This window comes from Dietzia sp. IBK-p2-16D (genome assembly GCF_057773085.1).
In genome coordinates, this window is sequence record NZ_JBYMTL010000025.1 from 1 (window position 1) to 508 (window position 508).

1 protein-coding gene is annotated in these 508 nt (G+C 45.9%); it reads left to right on the forward strand.

Going from position 1 to position 508, the window contains the following annotated elements:
• Positions 1-123: 123 nt before the first annotated feature.
• A partial coding sequence (locus AC3DE3_RS17155) for a phosphoadenosine phosphosulfate reductase domain-containing protein (protein WP_488370828.1) occupies positions 124-508 on the forward strand: 385 nt, incomplete at its 3' end.

Consider the following 508-nt stretch of genomic DNA (forward strand, 5'->3'; position numbering starts at 1 on the left):
GTTGAGAGAGCTATAGCTGCATTAGTCCCCACTGGCAACCCATTTATCGATCTGTGCCTTTGGAAAGGACGGTTTCCAAGTTCAAGAGCTAGATTTTGCAGCACGGAACTTAAGCATGAGCCAGTGAAGGTGCAGATGGTTGAGCCACTTCTTTATCAATACGATGATGTAATTTGTTGGCAAGGCGTTAGGGCGCAGGAGTCGCCTGAACGGGCAGCGTTAAGCGATTTTGAAGTTGACGTAGACAACACGCCTGGGCTGCATGTTTACCGACCTATATTGAATTGGAAACATGAAGATGTGTTCACCAAGGCCAAACAGCACGGAATTGAACCAAACCCACTCTACAAAATGGGTTGTTCTCGAGTTGGATGCATGCCGTGTGTCAACGTAAACAAAAATGAACTGAGAGAAATATTCGAAAGATTCCCTGCTGTGCCTGTGTACATGGACGCCATGGAGAGCCTAGTTTCTGCAGCTAGTAAACGCCAAAATTCAACTTTCTTTT